Below are 15,771 nucleotides of genomic sequence, written 5' to 3'. Positions count from 1 at the left end.
TGGAACTTAAGCAAGGCGACACGCGCCGCCAACCGCGACTCGCTGTAAATAGATCGAGATGATCCGTACTGCTTCATATGCGCCGCATCTGGGCTCGGCCCTGGCCGCCGGTTTTATGCTCGTGGCGGCGCTCGCCTATAATCTGGGCGCCAACAGCAGCGAGGCCGAGGCGCGCGCTGTCGCCGCCCCCGCGGACCTCGCCTCCCGCCAGCTCGCTTCGTCCTGGCCCGGCGTGATCCGGGTGGAGGCGGCGGATCGGCTCGATACCACGCTCGAACGTTCTGAAGCCGAGCCTTCAAGCCTCGCGCCTGAGCCCGTCGCTCCTGTGCTTTTGGCCCCCAATCTCACGCCTGCTCGTCCGCAAATGGCCGTCATTATTGATGATGTGGGGCTGGATGTGGCAGCGGCCCGGCGTCTGATCGCACTGGATGCGCCTGTCACCTTGTCCATCCTGCCCTATGCCGAGGCGGCGTCCGTCATCGCCCGCGAAGCGGCGCAGGCGGGGCGTGAAGTGTTCGTGCATTTGCCGATGGAGCCTGTGGGCGTGGAAGATCCCGGCCCGCACGCCCTGACTGAATTTCAGAGCCCGACCGAGATGGCGTCGCGCATCGGCTGGGCGTTTTCGCGCGTTCCTGGCGCTGTGGGGTTCAATAATCATATGGGCAGCCGATTGACCTCGGACCGGCGCGCTATGGACGCGATGTTTTCTGCGAGCGATCTGCCGCGCTCCATGCTGTTCGTGGATTCGCTGACCCATCCGCGCTCGCAAGCCGCTTCGGCGGCGCAGGCTGCAGGCCTGACCGCGATGACGCGCGATGTGTTTCTCGATCATGTGCCCGACGAGGCGTCTGTGAGCGTGCAGCTCAATCAGGCGCTGGCGCTGGCGCTGCAAAACGGGCAGGCGATCGCCATTGGCCATCCACGCCCTGAAACCCTGGCGGTGCTGGCGGATCTGTCGCGCCGGGCGGACGCCGTGGGCGTGGAGCTGGTGACGATTAGCGCCTTGGGCGCGGCGCAAGCGCAGATCGTGGACAGCTAGACGAAACGCCAGGCTTCGGCGGCGGCGCGGAACAGGGCGCGCGCCTTGTTCACCGTTTCCTGATGCTCGGACTCCGGATCGGAATCGAGCACGACGCCCGCGCCCGCCTGCACGTGCATGCGGCCATCCTTGACGATGGCGGTGCGCAGCGCGATCGCCATGTCCATATCGCCATTGGCGCCGAAATACCCCACGGCGCCGGCATAGATGCCGCGGCGATGGGGTTCGAGTTCGTCAATGATCTCCATCGCCCGAACCTTGGGCGCGCCGGACACCGTGCCGGCGGGGAAGCCCGCCATCAGCGCGGAAATCGCGTCCTCGCCGTCCGCCAGCTGGCCTTCCACATTGGAGACGATGTGCATGACGTGGCTGTAGCGTTCGATGATCTCGCGCTCGGTGACGCGAACTGTGCCCGCCTTGGCGACCCGGCCCACATCATTGCGGCCCAGATCGAGCAGCATCAGGTGTTCCGCGCGTTCCTTGGGGTCTGCGCGCAGATCGGCTTCATGGGCCTGATCGGCTTCTTCGGAATTGCCGCGCGGCCGGGTTCCGGCGATCGGGCGCACGGTGACGGTGTCGCCGCGCAAACGCACCAGAATTTCCGGGCTCGACCCGACAATGGCGAAGCCCGGCAGATTGAAGAAATACAGGAAGGGCGACGGATTGGTCCGGCGCAAGGATCGGTACAGCGAGAGCGGCGTTGCTGAATACGGCGCAGAGAAGCGCTGGCTCGGGACCACCTGAAAAATGTCGCCGGCGCGAATATACTCTTTCGCGGTCTCGACATTCTTGCGGTACTGGGCCGGCTCCATATTGCTGACCGGTTCTGGCATGGCCCAGGGCTCGGACGCGCTGGCGATCGGGGCCGGGGCGTCGAGCCGGGCGAAGACAGCTTCGATCCGCCGACGCGCGGCGTCCACCAGCAATTCAGGGTCTGCGCCGGGCACGGGGCGGATCGGAGCGGCGGCGAGGATTTCCTGACGCAAGGCGTCAAACACCACCATGACCCGTGGGCGCAGCAATTGCCCCTCAGGCAGGCCTAACGGTTCGGGCGCGGCCTGATCGGGCAGGCGTTCAACCTGCCGGATCATGTCATAGCCCAGATAGCCGAACAGGCCCGCCGAGATGGGAGGCAGACCCGACGGCAGGGTCAGGCGGCTGTCTTCGATCAAGGTCCGTAGCGATTGCAGGGGCGCGTCAGCACACAGCTCGAATGCGCCGGGCGCGACGCCAGGGGCGGGCGCGTGGGCGATTTCGGCCTGATCGCCGCGGCAGCGCCAGATCAGATCCGGGTCAAGGCCAATGGCGGAATACCGACCGCGGAACGCGCCACCCTCCACGCTTTCCAGCAGGAACGTGTTGGCGTTGTGAGAGGCGAGCTTGAGATAGGCCGAAACGGGCGTCTCAAGATCGTCAACGCGCGTGGCGGTCAGCAGCACCGTCTGGCCGCGCGCGCACAGCTCGGTCGCCGTGTCGATGTCCGGAGCGAAGACGGTCATGAAACGCCGGGGCCTGTTATTGCGTCGTGGTGCGACCCAGCGCCTGATCAATCAGGGCCTGGTCTGTACGGACATCATAGGCGTTGATCAACGCGCTGGTGACGATCTGGGTGGCGTCATTGCGAAGCTCGTTCGTCAGCTCTTGCTGTGACGGGCGTTCCGCCTGCGCCGGATCCACGGCGATCACGTCATCCACGATGACGATGGCGCGGGTGGTCTGATTGCCGGCGCGGGCGGCGAAGCGTTCCCCTTCAGGCAGACGGAAGGCCTGACCGACCAGCTGGGCGCTGAACGGACCCGCCGTTTCGCCGCGTCCCAGAACCGCGGTTTCAACCCGTGCGCCCGTTCCCAGGGAGTCAGCGATGGCGTCAGGCGCTTCACCGGCATCCAGACGCGCCTGCACGTCATCAACCAGGGTCTGCAAGCGGTTGTCGGTTTCACGCATGATCCAGAATTGCGCGGCGTCTTCACGCACTTCAGAAAGCTCGGACAGGCGTGCAGGCTCGATCTCATCCACGCGAACCACGAAATATCCCCCATCTTCGCCATAGCTTTCAAGATCGGTCGCGAAGCCTTGTTGAGCGCTGAACGCGGCCGTCAGAAGGTCAGGGTTCTGGATAAGGGTCAGGGCCGGCTCGCGGTCGGCTGAATAGCCGTTCGCAGCGACGAAATCGATCCGTTCAGCGATCAGGCCCGCTTGCATGGCCGCTTCTTCCAGCGTCGCGCCATTGCCGCGCTCCTCCTCGAACACGCCCAGCGCGTCCAGCATCATGCCTTCGGCGTTGTCGCGCGCCAGCTCGTCGCGCAATTCAGCTTCAAGCTCTGCAAGCGAAGGCGTGTCAGGATCGTTTGCGGCGTCGACGCGCACCACACGCCAGCCCAGCTGGCTCTCAATGGCGGCGATGTCGCCAGCCGCCATTGTGAAGGCCTGTTCGGCGATTTGACCGTCGGGCACCTGATAGGACTGCACATCGGCCAGGGCGACTTCCTCGCCCAGGCTCAATTCACTGACCACCGTTGAAACGGTCTCGCCAGCGCTCAGACGCGCTGCGGCGGTTTCGGCTGTCTGCTGATCGGGCGCCGGCCATTGGGTCAGCGAACGGGTCGCAGGTTCTGCCAGATCGCCATTGTCCAGGCGGAAGTCGTAAAGCGCTTGCAGGTCTTCATCGGACACGTCGACATCGCGCAGGAAATCTGCCGGGCTGATCCGCATCAGCGTCAGGCGGCGCTGTTCGGGACGTTCAAAGATGCGTGCATTTTCACTGATGAAAGCCGTCAGCGTGTCATCATCAGGCGCTTCAGGCGCATCCACCAGGCTGGGCTGGAGAAACAGCGCGCGCAGGCTGCGGCGCTCGCCATTATAGGCGGCGCGGATATCGCCGAAAATCTCAGGCGCGTAGACGCCGCCCAGGGCGGCGGCGATGAACTGGCCGCGACGCAGCTCGCTGGTGATGTCGGCTTCAAACTGGCGCTCGGCCAGCGGGCCGCCATACCCGTTTTCGCGCAGCACCGAGGCGTAGGTGTTGGGGTCAAACTGGCTGGTGAACGGGTTCTGGAAGGCGGGAACGGAGCGCAGGGTCTCAAACAAGGTGCTGTCAGAGATCGTCATCCCCATCTGATCGGCCTTCGCGTCGACCGCGGTTTCGGCGATCAGACGCTGAACCACAGAATCACCCAAGCCCATCTCATCGGCCTGTTCACGGGTGATTTCGGGGTTGTCGCGCTGGATCTGAAACAATTGGCGCTCATAGGTGCGCGCCAGCTCGGATGCGCTGACCGTTTCAGGCCCCACAATCAGAGCAGCGCTGCTGTTGTTGCGGAAGATATCGGTCACGCCCCACAACGCAAATGCGGCGATGAGCAGTGCGATAATCATACCGCCGATAATGGGCGAACGGGCGAGCGAGCGGATAAGCGACAGCATTGAGCGTTCCAGATCAGTCCAAAGGGCTGGTGAGCATAGCGGCGGGACCGTAGCCGCGCGGGGCTTGTGCGGCAAGCAGGCCAGTGCGTTGCGGCCACACTCTTACACTGCTATTTCAGCGCGCCGCGTCTGATCGACAGGGGCGCAGGACATAAACAAGACAAAAAGCGGGGATGGCGATGATGCGGCGCAAGCTAGTGGCGGGCAATTGGAAGATGAACGGGCTGGTCAAGGACCGTGCTTTTCCAAAGGCTCTGTCTGAGGCTTTGGGCGCCGAGCCTCGCTGCGACGTGCTTCTCTGCCCGCCGGCGACGCTGGTTTCAGTGATGGCGAATGAAAAGCCCGACTGGCTGAAACTTGGCGGTCAGGACTGCGCCGCGCAGGCGTCGGGCGCGCATACAGGTGATCTGAGCGCCGTGATGCTGGCGGATCTGGGGTGCACCCATGTGATTGTCGGTCATAGCGAACGCCGGTCGGATCATGGCGAGACTGATGAAATCGTGAAAGTGAAAGCCGCCGCTGCGCTGGATGCCGGGCTGATCCCGATTCTGTGTGTCGGAGAGACCCTGGACGAGCGTGAATCAGGCGCGGCCGAAAGCGTGGTGGTTCGCCAGCTTCTGGCCAGCTTGCCGGCGTGTGACGCGGGCCACATCGTCATCGCCTATGAGCCGGTTTGGGCGATCGGGACGGGCCGAACCGCGACGCCCGAAGATGCGCAGGCCATGCACGCCGCCATCCGGTCGGCCTGGCCCGGACGGGACGCAGATATGTTACGTATTGTCTATGGCGGCTCAATGAACCCTGTAAATGCAGAGGCGCTAATGGCTCAACCTGATATTGATGGCGGACTTGTCGGAGGCGCCAGTTTGAAGCCTCAAGACTTCGCCCGAATCATTCAATCGGCCCGGTAAGGCGATCTTCAGAGTTTTTAGGTAGCGTCCACCCTGAATAATGACATGGCCTGAAAAACAGGCGGGGTGGTGAATGAGCGATATTGATTACAGCCGGGCGAGCGTCGCGCTTTATGATCCGGTGTCTGTGAACCAGCGCACCACGCGGTATTCACTGCATGAGATTGGTTTTCGGGACATCTTCCAGCTCAATACGCTGGCGGAATTGCGCCGCATCGTTCAGGACGACGCCCCGCATCTGATCATTGCGGAGACGGCGGATCATGAGGCGGAAGTGTTTCGTCTTGTGCGCGCCATCCGCTCGGGCGAAGTGTCCAACAACCCCTTTGTGGCCTTGCTGCTGACGTCCTGGCGGCGTGATGCGGATCTCGTGCGCAACGCTATCGGCTGCGGCGCGGACGATCTGTTGATCCGGCCGCTGTCCAACAGCTTTGTGGAAGACCGTGTGCGCACGCTGGTCCGGGCGCGCAAGCCCTTTATCGTCACCAGCGATTATATCGGTCCTGACCGGCGCAAGGATCAGGAACGCGGCGAGGGTTCCGCCAAGCCTATTGAAGCGCCCAACGTGCTCAAGGCGGTCGTCACCAATGATATCGAGGCGCTTCAGCGCGCGCACGCCTGGATCGACGAGGCCCAGCGCACCGTCGAAGGCGAACGTCTGCGCCGCTTGTGCATGCGCATCATTGTGGGTGCTGAAGCGGGCATGCGCGAAATGAAAGCGGGCCGCCAGCCCGCCATTGATCTCAAGGAATTTGAGAACAGCGCGCGCGAATTGCGCGCCCGGATGGCGAAGTTTCGTTCCAGCGAAGCGTCACGTGTTGCAAAAGCTCTGGTCGACATCGCACTGGAGCTGCAAGAGCAATCGGGCCTGACCCTGGCCAATCTGTCTCTGGCCAAGGAACTCTCCATGGCCGCCTATGTGGCCTATGCCGGCGATGACGGCATGGAGCGCTCACAAGACGAAATGGCGAAAGCGGCTGAAGCGCTTCAGAAGCGCATGGCGATGGCTTCGGCGCGGAAGATACAGGTGGAAGGTGGCGCTCCGCCTCCAGCTGAGCTAAAACGCGCGGCCAACTAGTCCGTCGCGGTCCTCGCGCGGATGAAACTCTGTTTATTCGGAAACGCCGCGCAATGACTGCTGTCCTTCTGATCATTCACGTTCTTATCGCCGCTGCACTGACCGGGGTGATCTTGATGCAACGCTCCGAGGGCGGTGCGCTTGGCATTGGCGGCGGCGGCCCTGGCGGCATGATGAGCGGCCGCGGTGCGGCCAATCTCTTGACCCGGATCACCATGATCCTGGGCGCGCTGTTCATCGGCAATTCGATTCTGCTGGCGATTCTGTCCGGCGTCACCACCAGCACCGGCTCTGTTATTGACCGCGTGGGTGAGACTGAAACCAGCTCCGACCTGCCGTTCGGCGATCTTCAGGGTCTGGACGCCGATACGATCGATGCGCCTGAGGCGACGATCCCGGCCGAGCCTGAGCCTGCAGACGATGCGCCGGCCGAAGACGAGCCGGCCGAATTGCCGAACCGGTAGGCGTCTTGTTCAGTGCGTTTCATACCGCGCTGATCGAACCTGCGAATTTGTTATGGCCGTCAGCCGCCCATTTGGCGCTGACGGCCTTTCTGTATGTGTGGCTCAGTGTTGAGCGCGGACTGTCGGTTCTGGGTCAGCGCAACCGATATTCAGACTTCGCGCGCCCCGGCGGCGATATGGGACGAGGGGCGAGGGTGGCGTCAAACCTGCGCAACCAGTTTGAAGCGCCGCCGTTTTTCCACATGCTCGTGTTGGCGCTCGTTCTGAGCGGCGATCCTGTTCAGGGTCAGCTCTGGCTGGCCTGGGTTTTCGTGATCGGACGGGTTTTGCACACCGGTGTTCAAACCCTGACAGACAATGTGGTCCTGCGCGGAATAGTGTTTTCAATCAACTTCCTGGCGCTTGTCGGCATGTGGGTCAGCTTCTTCTTCGGGATGCTCAGCAGCGGTTAACCGCGATTTCCACGGCGAGTTTCAGAACAGACGCTTTTGTCCGCCGTGATTCTGCGCTAAGCAGTCCGCCCATGCCGCGATACATATTCATAACCGGCGGCGTGGTCTCCTCCCTTGGTAAAGGCCTCGCTTCCGCCGCACTCGGCGCGCTTTTGCAAGCGCGCGGGTATAAAGTCCGTCTGCGTAAACTCGACCCGTATCTCAATGTGGATCCGGGCACGATGTCGCCGTATCAACACGGCGAGGTCTATGTCACTGACGATGGTGCAGAGACAGACCTCGACCTGGGCCATTATGAGCGCTTCACCGGCGTCTCCGCCCATCAGAGCGATAACATCACCACGGGCCGGATCTATTCCGAGATCATCGAACGCGAACGCCGCGGCGATTATCTGGGCGCGACCGTGCAGGTGATTCCGCACGTCACCGACGCCATCAAGAATTTCGTGCTGTCGGACGCTGGCGACGTGGATTTCGTGCTGTGCGAAATCGGCGGCACCGTGGGCGATATCGAAGGCTTGCCCTTCTTTGAAGCCATTCGCCAGCTGGGTCAGGAGCTGGGCCGGGACAACGCCATCTTCATCCATGTCACCTTGCTGCCCTTTATCAAGGCGGCGGGCGAGATGAAGACCAAACCCACCCAGCACTCGGTGAAAGAGCTGCGCTCGATCGGCATCCAGCCCGACATCCTGCTGTGCCGGTGTGAAATCCCGATTGATCCCAGTGACAAGCGCAAGATCGCGCTGTTCTGCAACGTGCCTGAAAACGCCGTCATCGAAGGCCGTGACGCGTCTTCGCTCTACCATGTGCCGCTGGAATATCATGATCAGGGCTTTGACCGGGTCGTGCTCGAACGCTTCGGCCTCGGCGATGCGCCCGATCCGGATCTGACGGTCTGGAACGGCATCTCTGAAGCGGTCAACAATCCCGACGGCGAAGTGACCGTTGCGGTGGTGGGCAAATACACCGTGCTGGTGGACGCCTATAAATCGCTTCTGGAAGCCTTGAACCATGGCGGCATCGCCAATGGCGTGAAGGTGAAGGTGAAATGGCTGGACGCCAGCCAGTTCGAGGATGACGAAAACCTCGTTGAGCTCGAAGACGTGCACGCCATCCTGGTGCCTGGCGGCTTTGGCGAGCGCGGCGCGGAAGGCAAGATCGCCGCGGCGAAATTCGCCCGTGAGCGCAAGATCCCGTATTTCGGCATTTGCTTCGGCATGCAGATGGCGGTGATCGAGGCGGCCCGCAATCTCGCTGGCCTGGACGGCGCCAGCAGCTCAGAGTTCGGTGATCCGAAAGTGCCGCTGGTCGGCCTTCTGACCGAATGGGTCAAGGATAATGAGACCGTGCGCCGTCATGTGGGCGGTGATCTGGGCGGCACCATGCGCCTGGGCGCGTTCCCGGCCTCTCTCAAGGAGGGCTCCAAGGTGCGGGAGATCTACGGCCAGGCCGCGATCCATGAGCGTCACCGTCACCGCTATGAGGTGAACATCGCCTATAAAGAGCAGCTTGAAAAAGCCGGTCTGGTGTTCTCCGGCCTGTCGCCGGACGGGGTTCTGCCCGAGATCGTGGAGTATGCCGACCACCCCTGGTTCATCGGCGTGCAATACCATCCCGAATACAAATCGCGCCCCTTTGACCCGCACCCGCTGTTCGCCAGCTTCGTCGCGGCGGCGAAGGATCATAGCCGGCTGGTGTAACAGCCCTGTTGCACTTCAGCCTGCAAACCGGTATAGCCCGCGGCTCACTCGCACAAAGTCCGCTTTGATGCGATCCCGAGTTATTCGCGTTTGAGAACTTAAGGAGAGACCGATGGCGGTCCCTAAGCATAAAGTCACCAAGTCCAAGCGCGGCATGCGTCGCGCGCACGACGCCATCGGCACGACGGCGTACATCGAGGACAAGGATTCCGGCGAACTGCGCCGTCCGCACCATATCGACCTGAAGACCGGCATGTACCGTGGTCGTCAGGTTCTGGATGGCCAGGACGACTAAGCCGGACACCGCGCCGCCTCGGCGGCGCGCAGTCTGACAGAAAAAGCCCTGCACCATACCCGGTGCAGGGCTTTTCGCGTTTACGCGCCTCGGCTATGAAGCGCGCATGAAAAGCTCACAGGCCGGGGCGGGGATGCGTCGGCTTGATCTCACCTGAAGGACGTCCGCGCCATGACCGCCATTGTCGATATCGCCGCCCGTGAAATTCTCGACAGCCGGGGCAACCCGACTGTGGAAGTGGACGTCTTCCTGGAAGACGGCTCCATGGGCCGCGCCGCGGTGCCGTCCGGCGCGTCCACCGGCGCGCACGAAGCCGTCGAAAAGCGCGATGGCGGCGACCGCTACAAGGGCAAGGGCGTGCTGCAGGCCGTCACAGCGGTCGAGACCGAGATTTTTGAAGCCATCGCCGGCATTGATGCGCGCGAGCAGCGCCTGATCGACGAGCTGCTGATCGGCCTGGACGGCACCGAGAACAAGGAGCGCCTGGGCGCCAACGCGCTTCTGGGCGTGTCTCTGGCCACCGCCAAGGCCGCGGCGGAAGCGTCCGGCCTGCCGCTCTATCGCTATGTGGGCGGCGCCAATTCCCGCGTTCTGCCGGCGCCGATGATGAATATCCTCAATGGCGGCGCACACGCGGACAATCCGGTGGATTTTCAGGAATTCATGATCATGCCGACCGGGCTCGCGACTTTCTCGGAAGCCTTGCGGTGCGGCGCGGAGATTTTCCACGCGCTTAAATCCCAGCTCAAAGCCGACGGCCTGAACACCAATGTGGGTGATGAGGGCGGCTTCGCACCGAATCTCAAAAGCGCCGAGGCGTGCCTGGATACGATCATGAAGGCGATCGAGACCGCCGGCTATGAGCCGGGCTCAGACGTCACCCTGGCGCTTGACGTGGCCTCCACCGAGTTCTTCAAGGACGGCAAATACGTGATGGAAGGGGCAGGGCGCACCTGCACCTCTGACGAGTTCGCTGAATACCTCAAAGAGCTGGCCTCCGCCTATCCGATCATCTCCATCGAGGACGGCATGGCCGAAGACGACTGGGAAGGCTGGAAGGCCGTCACCTCCATGCTGGACGGCGACGTGCAGCTGGTGGGCGATGATCTGTTCGTGACGAACCCCGAGCGTCTGGCGCATGGCATTGAAGTGGGTGCGGCGAACGCCCTGCTGGTCAAGGTCAACCAGATCGGCACCCTGTCTGAAACCATGGATGCGGTCGAAATGGCGCTGCGGTCCGGCTATGGCGCGGTGATGAGCCACCGGTCCGGAGAAACCGAAGACACCACCATCGCCGACCTGGCGGTCGCGCTGAACTGCGGTCAGATCAAGACCGGCTCCCTGGCGCGCTCGGACCGCACCGCGAAATACAACCAGCTGCTGCGCATTGAAGCAGAACTCGGCGACGCTGCGATTTACGCCGGTCGTACGGCGATCGCCGCCAGCTAGGCGTTTGAGCGCACACGACATGATGTGAAAACGGCTCGGGTTCGCCCGGGCCGTTTTTAATAGTGAATATCTTTACAATCTCACGAATCACATGATTTCTGATTCTCCATAACCCTTCCTTTACTGAGATTGCTTACCTTCTTCCCATGAACGATCCGCAAAAGGCGGGCGGTGGATGGATGGGTTATGATGAAGGTGCTGAAGCGCTTCATCCCCTTGATTGGGTTGGCTTTGGTGATTGGCTATCTCAGCTATCACGCGCTCCATGGCGAGCAGGGCTATCTCAATCATTTGCGCATTCAGGCGCAGATCTCGGCGGCTGAAGCCGAGCTTGCTGAGGTGCGTCAGACCCGTCAGCACATGGAAGATCGCGTCGCACGCCTGAAGGTGGACGGCCCGGACGGGTCTGTGGACGTGGATTATCTTGAAGAACGCGCCCGCGCAGTGCTGCGTTTCGCCCATCCAGACGAGATTGTCGTTCAGATTGATCGGGGCGCACAGCCTGAATATGGCGGCTAATTCCTCCGATCACGGTTAATTGTTCGCACGCGCAACATAATTTGCGTGCTTTACGTGATCTCATCATCCCTGTTAAAGGCTGGAGTGACGTCAACAGGGAGTGCGAACCCATTGGTTCGCATGTGAAATATATGGCGACGAAACGCTCGACCAGCGCTGCGAACAAGTCCTCCTCCGCGCGCTCTAAAAAATCCGAAGTCTCGCAAGACCAGTTGATGAGCTGGTACAAAGACATGCTGCTGATGCGCCGCTTTGAGGAAAAAGCCGGCCAGCTCTACGGCATGGGCCTGATTGCGGGCTTCTGTCACCTCTATATCGGCCAGGAAGCGGTCGTGGTCGGCGTGCAGGGCGCGCTTGAAGAGGGTGATCAGGTGATCACCGGCTATCGCGACCACGCCCACATGCTCGCCACAGGCATGGACCCGGACGGGGTGATGGCTGAACTGACGGGGCGCGAAGGCGGCTATTCGAAGGGCAAGGGCGGGAGCATGCACATGTTCTCGCGCGACAAGCAGTTCTTTGGCGGTCATGGCATTGTCGGCGCTCAGGTCTCCATCGGCACCGGGCTGGCCTTCTCTGACAAGTACAAGAAGAACGGCAAGGTCTGCGCGACGTATTTCGGCGACGGCGCGGCCAACCAAGGCCAGGTCTATGAGAGCTTCAACATGGCCAAGCTCTGGGATCTGCCGGTGGTCTACATCATCGAGAACAACCAGTACGCCATGGGCACGTCTGTCGCGCGCGCCAGCTCGGAGACGCATCTGCATAAGCGCGGCGCGTCTTTCGGCATTCCCGGCGAAGAAGTGGACGGCATGGACGTGACGGCCGTCTATGACGCCGCCAGCCGCGCTGTCGAGCATGCGCGCTCCGGCAAAGGGCCGTTCATCCTCGAGATGAAGACCTATCGCTATCGTGGTCACTCCATGTCCGATCCTGCGAAATACCGCACCCGCGACGAGGTCAATGACATCCGTGACCACAAGGACCCCATCGATCTGGCGCGCAAGATCATCCTGGATAAGGGCTGGTCTGACGAGGACGCGCTCAAGGAGATGGACAAAGAGGTGAAGGCGATCGTCAACAAATCCGCCGACTTCGCCAAGGACAGCCCCGAGCCCGATCCGTCCGAGCTCTACACCGACGTTCTGATCGAGGGTTAAGACACATGCCAATCAAAGTGCTCATGCCCGCCCTGTCTCCCACCATGGAGGAAGGCACGCTGGCGAAATGGACCGTCAGACCCGGCGATCAGGTCAATTCCGGCGATGTCATCGCTGAGATCGAGACCGACAAGGCGACGATGGAAGTCGAAGCCGTCGAAGAGGGCAAGGTCGGCAAGCTTCTCGTCGATGAGGGGACCGAAGGCGTCCAGGTGAATGCGCCCATCGCCATCCTTTTGGAAGAGGGCGAGGATGACAGCGCGCTTGAGGGCTATGACCCTGAAGCGGATGACGCGGATTCCAAAGCCTCCAAGGACGATAAGTCGTCAGAGAAAAAGGACGCGGCGAAATCTGAGTCCAAATCTGAAGACAAAGCCGAAGCGCCGCAAAAGCCCAAGGGCAAGACCTTGTCTGATCCTGACATTCCTGAAGGGACCAAGATGAAGGAAATCACCATCCGCGACGCCCTGCGCGACGCGATGGCGGAAGAAATGCGCGCGGACGACAAAGTGTTCGTGATGGGCGAGGAAGTCGCCCAGTATCAAGGCGCCTACAAGGTGACCCGCGAGCTGCTGGAGGAATTTGGTGATCAGCGCGTGGTCGATACCCCGATCACCGAGCATGGCTTCGCCGGCCTCGGCGTCGGCGCGGCGTTCGGCGGGCTCAAGCCGATCGTCGAGTTCATGACCTTCAACTTCGCCATGCAGGCCATCGACCACATCATCAACTCGGCCGCGAAGACCCTTTACATGTCCGGTGGCCAGATGGGCTGTCCGATGGTGTTCCGCGGCCCGAACGGCGCGGCGTCTCGCGTGGGCGCTCAGCACAGCCAGGACTATTCAGCCTGGTATGCGTCTGTGCCCGGCCTGAAAGTGATCGCGCCCTATGATGCGGCCGACGCCAAAGGTCTTTTGAAAGCCGCCATTCGCGATCCGAACCCGGTCGTGTTCCTTGAACACGAGCTGATGTATGGCGAGACGTTCGAAATCCCCGACCTGGATGATTTCGTGCTGCCCATCGGCAAGGCGAAGGTGCGTCGCGAAGGCTCTGACGTCACCATCACCGCGCATTCGCGCATGGTGGGCTTCGCTCTGAAAGCGGCTGAAAAGCTGTCCGAAGACGGGATCGAGGCTGAGGTGATCGATCTGCGCACCCTGCGCCCGCTAGACACCGACACGATTATTCAGTCCGTGAAGAAAACCAATCGCATCGTGTGCGCGGAAGAGGGCTGGGGCCAACATGGCGTCGGCGCGGAAATCGCTGCGCGGGTGACGCTGGACGCGTTCGATTATCTCGACGCCCCGCCGACCCGCGTGTTCCAGAAAGACGTACCGCTGCCCTATGCGGCGAACCTTGAAGCCTTGTCGCTGCCGGGCGTTGAGGACATCATCAAGGCCGTCAAGCAGGTGTGCTACGCGGACTAGGAGACGCCGCATGACCGAGGCCGACGTCATTGAGCAAATGGTGGAGTACCAGGACATCCTGTTAAACGGGGTCCAGGTCTTCTTCACGATTGTGTCGGCCTATGTGGTGGCGGTGTGGGTGTTCCTGCGCCACGCCGGTTTCGGTTTGCGGCTCTTCTCGTTTTTCTTCCTCACCCTGGTGCTCGCCTTTCTCGGGCGGGTCGCCTACGGCTCGCAACGTATCCATGACGGATTTGTCCAGACGCTGATTGAGCTGGACCAGTCCGTCGGCCTGTCGCCCACCGGGGATGCAGCGCTCAACAATGCGCTCACCGGGATAGACACGCTGATCCAGAATTCGATGAACGGGGCTTTGGTAGTCGTCTACATTGCGCTGTTCTTCCTGACTTTTTTCGCCCGCTCCACGTTGCGCTCGAACGCGCAGCCGGGCGGTTCTGCTTGACGGAGCCCTTTGATGCCCATCGAAATCCTGATGCCCGCCCTGTCGCCCACCATGGAAGAGGGCACGCTGTCCAAATGGACGGTGAAAGAAGGCGATACCGTCAGCTCCGGTGATGTGATCGCCGAGATTGAAACCGACAAGGCGACGATGGAAGTCGAAGCCGTTGATGAAGGCGTGATGGGCAAGATCCTCGTCGAAGAGGGCTCTGAAGGCGTCAAGGTCAACGCGCCCATCGGCCTTCTGCTTGAAGAGGGCGAGGACAAGAGCGCCCTGGATGGCTACACGCCCCAGGGCGCTGAGGGTGCGTCGTCTGGCGATGCAGAATCCAAGGCGTCTGACGACCAAGCCGAGCGTGAAGACAAGTCGTCAAAGGCCAAGTCTGACGCGTCGTCCAAATCCAGATCCGAAACGCCCGCCGCCCAATCTGATGAGGATGGCGACCGCATCAAGGCGTCGCCGCTGGCGCGCCGCATGGCGAAGGATGCGGGACTGGACCTGAAAGCGCTTGAGGGTTCCGGCCCGAAAGGCCGGATCGTCAAACGCGATATCGAAGAAGCGAAAGACAAGGGCGTCGGCAAGGCGGACGACAAAGCCGCTGCGAAATCCGACGCGCCGAAATCCGAGCCTTCCAAGCCGATCGATGAGCATGAACCGTTGGCGCAATACGGCATCAGCGCGGACCGCTATGAGATCAAGAAGGCCGACAACATCACCAAAATCTCGGCCAAGCGCCTGTCCGAGAGCTTCCGCGATATCCCGCATTTCCCGCTCAATGTGGATTGCCGTCTCGATGCGCTGCTGAAATTCCGCAAGGACATCAACGCCAAGACGCCTGAAGGCGTGAAGGTCTCGGTCAATGACATCCTGATCAAGGCGTCGGGTCTGGCGCTCAAGAAAGTCCCGCAAGCGAACGCCAGCTGGATCGAGGATGGCCGCATCGCTCTGCACAAGCACGCCGACGTCTCCGTCGCCGTGGCGATCGAGGGCGGTCTGATCACCCCGATCATCAAGGACGCCGATCAGAAGGGTCTGGCGCAGATCTCCGCCGAGATGAAAGACCTCGCCACCCGCGCGCGGGACCGCAAACTCAAGCCTGAGGAATACCAGGGCGGCACGTTCTCGCTGTCCAATCTGGGCATGTTCGGCATCGCCTCCTTCGCCTCGATCATCAATCCGCCCCAGGGCATGATCCTGAGCGTGGGCGCGGGTGAGGAGCGTCCGGTGATCACCGATGGCGCGCTGGCCAAAGCGACCGTGATGACGGTCACCCTGACCTGTGACCACCGCGTTGTGGACGGCGCGAACGGCGCCCGATGGCTGTCCGCATTCAAGGGCTTCATCGAAGACCCGATCACCATGCTGATGTAAACGCGCTGCGGCGGGCCTGAAATGTGATGCAACCATTCTCGGGTCCT

The 15,771-nt window shown here is 61.8% G+C and carries 15 protein-coding genes; 13 read left to right on the top strand and 2 right to left on the bottom strand.

Annotated elements, in window-relative coordinates; genetic code table 11:
- Nucleotides 1–58 precede the first annotated feature (58 nt).
- Complete coding sequence (locus ACTIGF_RS12115; protein ID WP_439637132.1) at nt 59–1,039, top strand: divergent polysaccharide deacetylase family protein; 981 nt, start codon at nt 59–61, stop codon at nt 1,037–1,039.
- Here the strand turns inward: ACTIGF_RS12115 and trpE are convergent.
- Together trpE and ACTIGF_RS12105 are read right to left on the bottom strand one after the other, a co-directional pair.
- Nucleotides 1,036–2,538 carry an anthranilate synthase component I gene (gene trpE, locus ACTIGF_RS12110; RefSeq protein WP_439637131.1) on the bottom strand — a complete coding sequence of 501 codons (1,503 nt, stop codon included), beginning with the start codon at nt 2,536–2,538 and terminating at the stop codon, nt 1,036–1,038. The two genes, ACTIGF_RS12115 and trpE, sit on opposite strands and share 4 nt — an antisense overlap.
- A 16-nt stretch (nt 2,539–2,554) precedes the next feature.
- On the bottom strand, nt 2,555–4,462 hold the full coding sequence (locus tag ACTIGF_RS12105; protein ID WP_439637130.1) for a SurA N-terminal domain-containing protein: 1,908 nt from the start codon (nt 4,460–4,462) through the stop codon (nt 2,555–2,557).
- 182 nt (nt 4,463–4,644) lie between these two features.
- On the opposite strand from ACTIGF_RS12105, the gene tpiA reads away from it, so the two are divergent.
- From tpiA to ACTIGF_RS12045, 12 genes are all read left to right on the top strand, one after another.
- Entirely contained in the window at nt 4,645–5,373 is a 729-nt protein-coding gene (tpiA, locus tag ACTIGF_RS12100) for a triose-phosphate isomerase (protein ID WP_439637129.1), read from the top strand.
- A 73-nt stretch (nt 5,374–5,446) separates the two neighbouring features.
- Nucleotides 5,447–6,451 (top strand): response regulator receiver protein, encoded by a 1,005-nt coding sequence (locus ACTIGF_RS12095; RefSeq protein WP_439637128.1) that lies wholly within the window; start codon nt 5,447–5,449, stop codon nt 6,449–6,451.
- A gap of 53 nt (nt 6,452–6,504) precedes the next feature.
- A complete protein-coding gene (gene secG, locus ACTIGF_RS12090; protein WP_439637127.1) occupies nt 6,505–6,915 on the top strand; it encodes a preprotein translocase subunit SecG in 411 nt (136 codons plus the stop codon).
- A gap of 5 nt (nt 6,916–6,920) precedes the next feature.
- Nucleotides 6,921–7,367 (top strand): MAPEG family protein, encoded by a 447-nt coding sequence (locus ACTIGF_RS12085; RefSeq protein ID WP_439637126.1) that lies wholly within the window; start codon nt 6,921–6,923, stop codon nt 7,365–7,367.
- Nucleotides 7,368–7,438: 71 nt separating this feature from the next.
- Complete coding sequence (locus ACTIGF_RS12080) at nt 7,439–9,067, top strand: CTP synthase (RefSeq protein ID WP_439637125.1); 1,629 nt, start codon at nt 7,439–7,441, stop codon at nt 9,065–9,067.
- A gap of 112 nt (nt 9,068–9,179) precedes the next feature.
- Complete coding sequence (rpmF, locus tag ACTIGF_RS12075) at nt 9,180–9,362, top strand: 50S ribosomal protein L32 (protein ID WP_022699538.1); 183 nt, start codon at nt 9,180–9,182, stop codon at nt 9,360–9,362.
- A 171-nt stretch (nt 9,363–9,533) separates the two neighbouring features.
- Complete coding sequence (gene eno / locus ACTIGF_RS12070) at nt 9,534–10,811, top strand: phosphopyruvate hydratase (RefSeq protein ID WP_439637124.1); 1,278 nt, start codon at nt 9,534–9,536, stop codon at nt 10,809–10,811.
- Between the two features lie 186 nt (nt 10,812–10,997).
- Nucleotides 10,998–11,330, top strand: a complete 333-nt coding sequence (locus ACTIGF_RS12065; RefSeq protein WP_439637123.1) for an FtsB family cell division protein — start codon at nt 10,998–11,000, stop codon at nt 11,328–11,330.
- A 131-nt stretch (nt 11,331–11,461) separates the two neighbouring features.
- The gene (gene pdhA / locus ACTIGF_RS12060; protein WP_439637122.1) at nt 11,462–12,490 is read left to right on the top strand and encodes a pyruvate dehydrogenase (acetyl-transferring) E1 component subunit alpha; all 1,029 of its coding nucleotides are present in this window, start codon (nt 11,462–11,464) and stop codon (nt 12,488–12,490) included.
- Between the two features lie 5 nt (nt 12,491–12,495).
- Nucleotides 12,496–13,914: a pyruvate dehydrogenase complex E1 component subunit beta gene (locus ACTIGF_RS12055; protein WP_439637121.1), complete on the top strand. Its 1,419-nt coding sequence runs from the start codon at nt 12,496–12,498 to the stop codon at nt 13,912–13,914.
- A 10-nt stretch (nt 13,915–13,924) separates the two neighbouring features.
- Entirely contained in the window at nt 13,925–14,356 is a 432-nt protein-coding gene (locus tag ACTIGF_RS12050; protein WP_375549025.1) for a hypothetical protein, read from the top strand.
- A gap of 12 nt (nt 14,357–14,368) precedes the next feature.
- Nucleotides 14,369–15,724 (top strand): pyruvate dehydrogenase complex dihydrolipoamide acetyltransferase, encoded by a 1,356-nt coding sequence (locus tag ACTIGF_RS12045; protein WP_439637120.1) that lies wholly within the window; start codon nt 14,369–14,371, stop codon nt 15,722–15,724.
- Nucleotides 15,725–15,771: the final 47 nt, after the last annotated feature.

Source organism: Oceanicaulis sp., from assembly GCF_051859625.1.
In the GTDB taxonomy this organism is placed as follows: domain Bacteria; phylum Pseudomonadota; class Alphaproteobacteria; order Caulobacterales; family Maricaulaceae; genus Oceanicaulis.
Note: the sequence above shows the minus strand (reverse complement) of the source record. Positions and strands in the feature narration are given on the sequence as shown.

Excerpts from the sequence above, each read along its gene's own strand:
- ACTIGF_RS12055 (WP_439637121.1), top strand. The coding sequence starts at position 12,496 with ATGCCAATCAAAGTGCTCATGCCCGCCCTGTCTCCCACCATGGAGGAA.
- ACTIGF_RS12065 (WP_439637123.1), top strand. The coding sequence starts at position 10,998 with ATGATGAAGGTGCTGAAGCGCTTCATCCCCTTGATTGGGTTGGCTTTG.
- trpE (WP_439637131.1), bottom strand. The coding sequence starts at position 2,538 with ATGACCGTCTTCGCTCCGGACATCGACACGGCGACCGAGCTGTGCGCG.
- ACTIGF_RS12105 (WP_439637130.1), bottom strand. The coding sequence starts at position 4,462 with ATGCTGTCGCTTATCCGCTCGCTCGCCCGTTCGCCCATTATCGGCGGT.
- pdhA (WP_439637122.1), top strand. The coding sequence starts at position 11,462 with ATGGCGACGAAACGCTCGACCAGCGCTGCGAACAAGTCCTCCTCCGCG.
- ACTIGF_RS12080 (WP_439637125.1), top strand. The coding sequence starts at position 7,439 with ATGCCGCGATACATATTCATAACCGGCGGCGTGGTCTCCTCCCTTGGT.
- ACTIGF_RS12115 (WP_439637132.1), top strand. The coding sequence starts at position 59 with ATGATCCGTACTGCTTCATATGCGCCGCATCTGGGCTCGGCCCTGGCC.
- eno (WP_439637124.1), top strand. The coding sequence starts at position 9,534 with ATGACCGCCATTGTCGATATCGCCGCCCGTGAAATTCTCGACAGCCGG.
- rpmF (WP_022699538.1), top strand. The coding sequence starts at position 9,180 with ATGGCGGTCCCTAAGCATAAAGTCACCAAGTCCAAGCGCGGCATGCGT.
- secG (WP_439637127.1), top strand. The coding sequence starts at position 6,505 with ATGACTGCTGTCCTTCTGATCATTCACGTTCTTATCGCCGCTGCACTG.
- ACTIGF_RS12045 (WP_439637120.1), top strand. The coding sequence starts at position 14,369 with ATGCCCATCGAAATCCTGATGCCCGCCCTGTCGCCCACCATGGAAGAG.
- ACTIGF_RS12050 (WP_375549025.1), top strand. The coding sequence starts at position 13,925 with ATGACCGAGGCCGACGTCATTGAGCAAATGGTGGAGTACCAGGACATC.
- tpiA (WP_439637129.1), top strand. The coding sequence starts at position 4,645 with ATGCGGCGCAAGCTAGTGGCGGGCAATTGGAAGATGAACGGGCTGGTC.
- ACTIGF_RS12095 (WP_439637128.1), top strand. The coding sequence starts at position 5,447 with ATGAGCGATATTGATTACAGCCGGGCGAGCGTCGCGCTTTATGATCCG.